Annotated in this window: 6 protein-coding genes; 2 read left to right on the top strand and 4 right to left on the bottom strand. The window is 64.9% G+C overall.

What is annotated here, in order from left to right; translation table 11 throughout:
- Window positions 1-279: 279 nt before the first annotated feature.
- Together F2Q65_RS19140 and F2Q65_RS19145 are read right to left on the bottom strand one after the other, a co-directional pair.
- Window positions 280-1185: an aspartate/glutamate racemase family protein gene (locus F2Q65_RS19140; RefSeq protein ID WP_246156398.1), complete on the bottom strand. Its 906-nt coding sequence runs from the start codon at window positions 1183-1185 to the stop codon at window positions 280-282.
- 113 nt (window positions 1186-1298) lie between these two features.
- On the bottom strand, window positions 1299-1583 hold the full coding sequence (locus F2Q65_RS19145) for an integration host factor subunit beta (protein ID WP_150094998.1): 285 nt from the start codon (window positions 1581-1583) through the stop codon (window positions 1299-1301).
- 237 nt (window positions 1584-1820) lie between these two features.
- Between F2Q65_RS19145 and F2Q65_RS19150 the strand changes: the two genes are divergently transcribed.
- Both F2Q65_RS19150 and F2Q65_RS19155 read left to right on the top strand, forming a co-directional pair.
- Window positions 1821-2282, top strand: a complete 462-nt coding sequence (locus tag F2Q65_RS19150; protein ID WP_150094993.1) for a LexA family protein — start codon at window positions 1821-1823, stop codon at window positions 2280-2282.
- Window positions 2283-2847: 565 nt separating this feature from the next.
- Window positions 2848-3234 carry an H-NS family nucleoid-associated regulatory protein gene (locus F2Q65_RS19155; RefSeq protein ID WP_150094994.1) on the top strand — a complete coding sequence of 129 codons (387 nt, stop codon included), beginning with the start codon at window positions 2848-2850 and terminating at the stop codon, window positions 3232-3234.
- A 4-nt stretch (window positions 3235-3238) separates the two neighbouring features.
- On the opposite strand, the gene F2Q65_RS19160 is transcribed toward F2Q65_RS19155, so the two are convergent.
- Window positions 3239-3928 carry a DUF4124 domain-containing protein gene (locus tag F2Q65_RS19160; protein WP_150094995.1) on the bottom strand — a complete coding sequence of 230 codons (690 nt, stop codon included), beginning with the start codon at window positions 3926-3928 and terminating at the stop codon, window positions 3239-3241.
- A gap of 33 nt (window positions 3929-3961) precedes the next feature.
- On the bottom strand, window positions 3962-4204 hold the full coding sequence (locus tag F2Q65_RS19165) for a hypothetical protein (RefSeq protein ID WP_150094996.1): 243 nt from the start codon (window positions 4202-4204) through the stop codon (window positions 3962-3964).
- Between the last annotated feature and the right edge of the window lie 477 nt (window positions 4205-4681).

The following is a 4681-nucleotide window of genomic DNA, read 5'->3' on the forward strand; positions in this document are numbered from 1 at the left end:
GAAGCGCATCCGCCGTTGTGGCCTGTGGCGGATGCGCTTCGCTTATCCGCCCTACCGTGCATCCGTGTAGGTTATTTCTGAATCGTGCCTATGCTGGTCTCAAGGCGAGCGTGACGGCACTGCAGACGGCGCGCCCGGCTGGCGGCCTGGCTGCGGGTCGCGCATCAATCCCGGCTTAGCCGGTCACCGGGCGAATACGCTGAGCGCTCATCCCGCCGGCGCGACGGTTGCGGCGGGCCGCGGTAGGACCAACCCGCGGCTCTTCGACCACGCTGTCACTTACTCGGCAGCGCCTGCCTGGTCCGTGGCACGCTCACCGTCGGCGGGTGACAGGGCATGTTCGACCGCAGCATGGACGTGGATGGTCGTGGAATCGAAGGTCGGGATGGCGACATCCGATGCCTTGATGAGCAGCGGGATCTCGGTGCAGCCGAGGATGACGCCCTCGATGCCGTCCTCGCGGGTCATCCGATCAATGATCGCCAGATAGCGTGCCTTGGACTGCGGAAGGAGTCTGTTATTGACCAGTTCATCGAAGATGACGGCATTGATGTCGTTGCGCTCCGATTCCTGTGGAACGACCACCTCGATGCCGTAGTTTTCGGCCAGAAGGGTACGGTAGAAAGGCGCCTCCATGGTGAACTTGGTACCGAGCAGGGCGACCTTCTTGAGACCCGCCTTCTGAATCGCTTGCCCCACGGCATCGGCAATGTGAAGCACCGGAATCCCCGCCTCACGCGCGACGATCTCAGCGGTGGAATTCATGGTGTTGGAGGCGATGATGATAAAGTCGGCCCCGCCGTTGCTGAGCCGCCGGCCGCCCTGCACCATGGTCTGCGTCAGAGCCTCCCAATCGCCCTCTGCGGCTTGGCGCTCCTCCTTGGCAAAGTCACCGAAGGAGATGGAATACAACAGCACCTCGGCTGAGTTGGGCGGGCCTAAGAGGTCGCGGACCCGCTCATTCATGATGCGGTAATACTCCAGCGTAGACGGCCAGGCGATGCCGCCGATGATGCCGATCACCTTGCTTTGGCGACGTACCGGGCTGTCCGCGGGCGCCGTGGCCGGAAGCGCGCTGGCGGCCGATGTGGCCGTTGTGTCGGAGGCGCCGACAGGGCCGACAACGAGCAGGGAAAGCAGGAGCCAGAACAGAACGAGATGGAAGCGGGGTAAGCGGTCGATCACTGACAGGGTCCTCTCTTATGCACCGCGGCACGTCGCTGTCGCGGTTTCAGCGCTGCATGCTAGGCCAGCCCCGGCATGGCGTCGACCCGGCTCGCTTCAACTGCCGTGCTCTCTCAGTGACACCCTGCCACCCGGTCCCGCAGTGCCTTGCCCGCCCGGAAGTGCACCGCGCGCCTGGCCGGCACTGCCACCGGCTCGCCGGTTCGCGGATTGCGCCCGATGCGCGCCTCCCGCTGGCGCAGCGAGAAGGCCCCGAAATCGCGGATCTCGATGCGCTCGCCGCGCACGAGCGCCTCAGTCAGCTGTTCGACGAGGGTCTTCACCGCGAGTGCCACATCCTCGGCACCGAGATCCGGCTGCCGTGCCGCCAGACGCTCGATGAGATCCGTGCGGGTCAACGATACAGTTGCAAGAGACGCGGCGGCATCCGCCCCCAGGGATACGTCACGCGGGGCCGCGGCCAGTTCCGACATACATCACACCTCTGCGCAGAGAACACCAGGATGGGTCAGAAGCACCCCCAAGCCGTGCTCGCCATTGTCGCACAGAGCTTCATCAAAATGACAACGGCGAGACACGATCGCAAGCTAGCGTACCATGACTGTCATCGACGACCGCCGCTCACGGAGCCCGCCATGGCACAGCCCAGCTACCGCATCCGACACCTCGGCCCCACCGTGCTTGCCGCAGACGCCGAGCCCATGGACCTGGCCGACGAACCGCTTGCCACGCTGCCCCTGCTCGGCAGCGTCAGCGCCGGCCAGCCCATCGAGGCCATCGAGGACCCCGAGACCATCGACATCCCCGAAGACCTCGCGCGCCGCGCGAGCTTCGCGCTCAGGGTGCGCGGAGACTCCATGACCGAGGACGGCATCGAGGACGGCGACCTGATTCTGGTCGCCCAGCGCCCGCGCGCCGAGAACGGCACCACCGTGGTCGCGCTGATCAATGGCGGCGAGGTGACCCTGAAGCGGCTCTATGTCGAGGCCGAGGGCATCCGCCTGCAGCCGGCCAACCCCGAGATGACCCCGCTCACCTACCCGCATGAGGCGGTCGAGGTGCTGGGGGTGGTGAGCGCGGTGCTCAGCCAGGCTTGAAGGGGCGGCCTGCGTGAAGGCCGATTGCAGAGCGGATGGAAGGGCAGGGAAGGCCTGGGCAGAAACAATACGGGCGGCGCAGGCCGCCCGTGTAAGGAAAGGTTCAAAGGGAGTTGATCGAAGGGAACGGAAACCGGAAAAGCCCTCAGCCGCCGCCGCTCAAGGCATAGGGGAGCAGCGGCACCAGGCTCATCCCCAGCAGCAGCCAGACGGCACGGGTGTTCTTGGAACGGAGTACCTCTTCACTCATGGCAGTCACCTCAAGTTTGGATGGTATCGAGTTCACGTCCGGACAGCTCGGAGCATCGGGCCGGCCAACCCCGGGGACAAGGATTACCCGATATTCTCGATGGGTTAAGGGGGCGGGTATCGAGCCGCTGCGGTTTTCAAGCAATGAGCTGAATCCCGGCCACAAGGACCAGCGAATAAGGACCAGTGAATAGGGACCAGTGAATCAACGGCCCGAAAGGTTCTGGTTGCTTGACATTGAACGTTGATCCTGACGCCTCGATGAACGGCAATGTAGTACACTCCCGCCTTTCATCACCACAACCGGGAGTTATCCATGGGTACCTTCGAACATCTCGACATCGATGAGCTGCATCAGCAAAGACAGGAGATCGAACAGCAGCAGGCCGAGATCGAACGGCTGCTGAAGCGCAAACTCAAGGAGGCCAAGGGCGATTTCGTGCGTGAACTGCGCGCGCAGATCGAGGCGCAGGGCTATGAGGTCGCGGACATCGCCAGCCAATTGCTCGGCCGCAAGCGCGGCGCTGCCACTGCGCCAACGGGCAGTTACTATGTCGACCCGGACGATCCGGACAACACCTACAAGCGCGGAGCGATCCCGCGCTGGCTCAAGGACAAGATGGCGGCCATGGGCTTCGACCCCGACTCAAGAGCACAGCGCGACGCCTTCAAGGCCGAGCATTTGACCTTTGTTGCCGGCTGACCCCTCAATCCCAATGCCGTGCATCCGCGGGCCGATACGCAGGATGAATCCCCGGCCGGCCCGGCGCTGACTGGGGTGGCGGTGGATCGACCGTGATCCGCGGCATGCCACCCTGCGCGCGGATGCGCGTATCGACCTCCGGCTGAGTCAATAGCCGGCTACCGGATTGTGCCTTGCGCGCCTGATCCAGGCGCCGACGATCGGCCTCCTTGAGGCGCCTTGACCGCTCGCGATGCAGCGCGGCCCGCTGTTCGTCAATGCGCGCCAGATCCTCGCGATTGAAACGCTGGCGGATCGAATGGCGGCTATTGCCAAAGGTCTCGCGCAAATGCCGCTCCTTGGTGTCCAGTGCGTCCAGCTGACGATCGATGTCGGCGACCGCTGAACGATCCGATGCCAGCCCGGGACGAGAGGCTGAACCACCCGGCAGTTTCCCATGCCGGCGCAGCCGATCCAGCTCCATGGCGCGGGCCTGGGCCTGCACCGAATAGCGGCTACTCGCTGCCGCGCGCGACGGACGCGGACCCGACAGCCGGGCGTGCGACAGATCGACTACCTCGGCCCGGCACCCCGCCGCACAAGGCCCGTCCGTGAATTGCACCTTGCCCGCGCCATCGACGCACTTGGTGATCGGCTCCGCCGCAATGGCGGGCGCCACCAGCAGGGCGGCAAGCAAGTAGATCGGGCGTACCATGCCAGGCCCTCCAGACGGCGCGATACCGTGACCTCAAAGCCCAGACGCGTTGGCCGCGAGCCCCGTGAGGCCTGACGGCCGCTGTTCATTGTGCAGCGCGCGACGCATGATCTCCAGATACAGCGCCGCCGCGCGCCGATACAACGCGGCGGCGTCGGTGTCATGCGCGCAATAGCGCCGCGCCTGCAAGGCGTCCGCCAGCAGGGCATCGAGCACCGCGTGATCCGATGGCTCCAACACACTGCTTCTGAAAACTTTCGCCTTGATCGCCAACACGCGCGGCAGACGCTGACGCTCGAAACGCGCAATCAGCGAGCGGATAGCACAGGGGTCTGGCTCAGGGGGCATGGGTCGCTCGCGACAGGATCGATAACGAGGGGACAGCCCTCTTTCTACACGTGTGAAACGGTCAACGCAAGCGTCATCGACGGCCCCAATGCGCGATCTGATACCGTGTGCGGCCTTTTCTTTATGCTCATGGAAAACTGTATTTATAGACAGTTTCGACGCCACGCGCGTAAGCTGATGGCAAGCAAACGCACGGCACCCGCGCATGAACGCCTCCCCGCACCCCAGACCCGGCCATCCCCCCGCGCGCCTCGCCCCTGGCGCGAAGCCGCACCCGGTGGCGCGCGCCATGCCGCACCTCTTGCCCCGCATGACATGGCCCGTGCAAGCCGGCTTCCCGTCCCCGGCCGAGGACGACCAGGAGCCGGCCATCGACCTCAACGCCATGCTCGTGCCGCATCCCGA

The sequence above is a fragment of the Thiohalocapsa marina genome, assembly GCF_008632335.1.
GTDB classification, from domain to species: Bacteria; Pseudomonadota; Gammaproteobacteria; order Chromatiales; family Chromatiaceae; genus Thiohalocapsa; species Thiohalocapsa marina.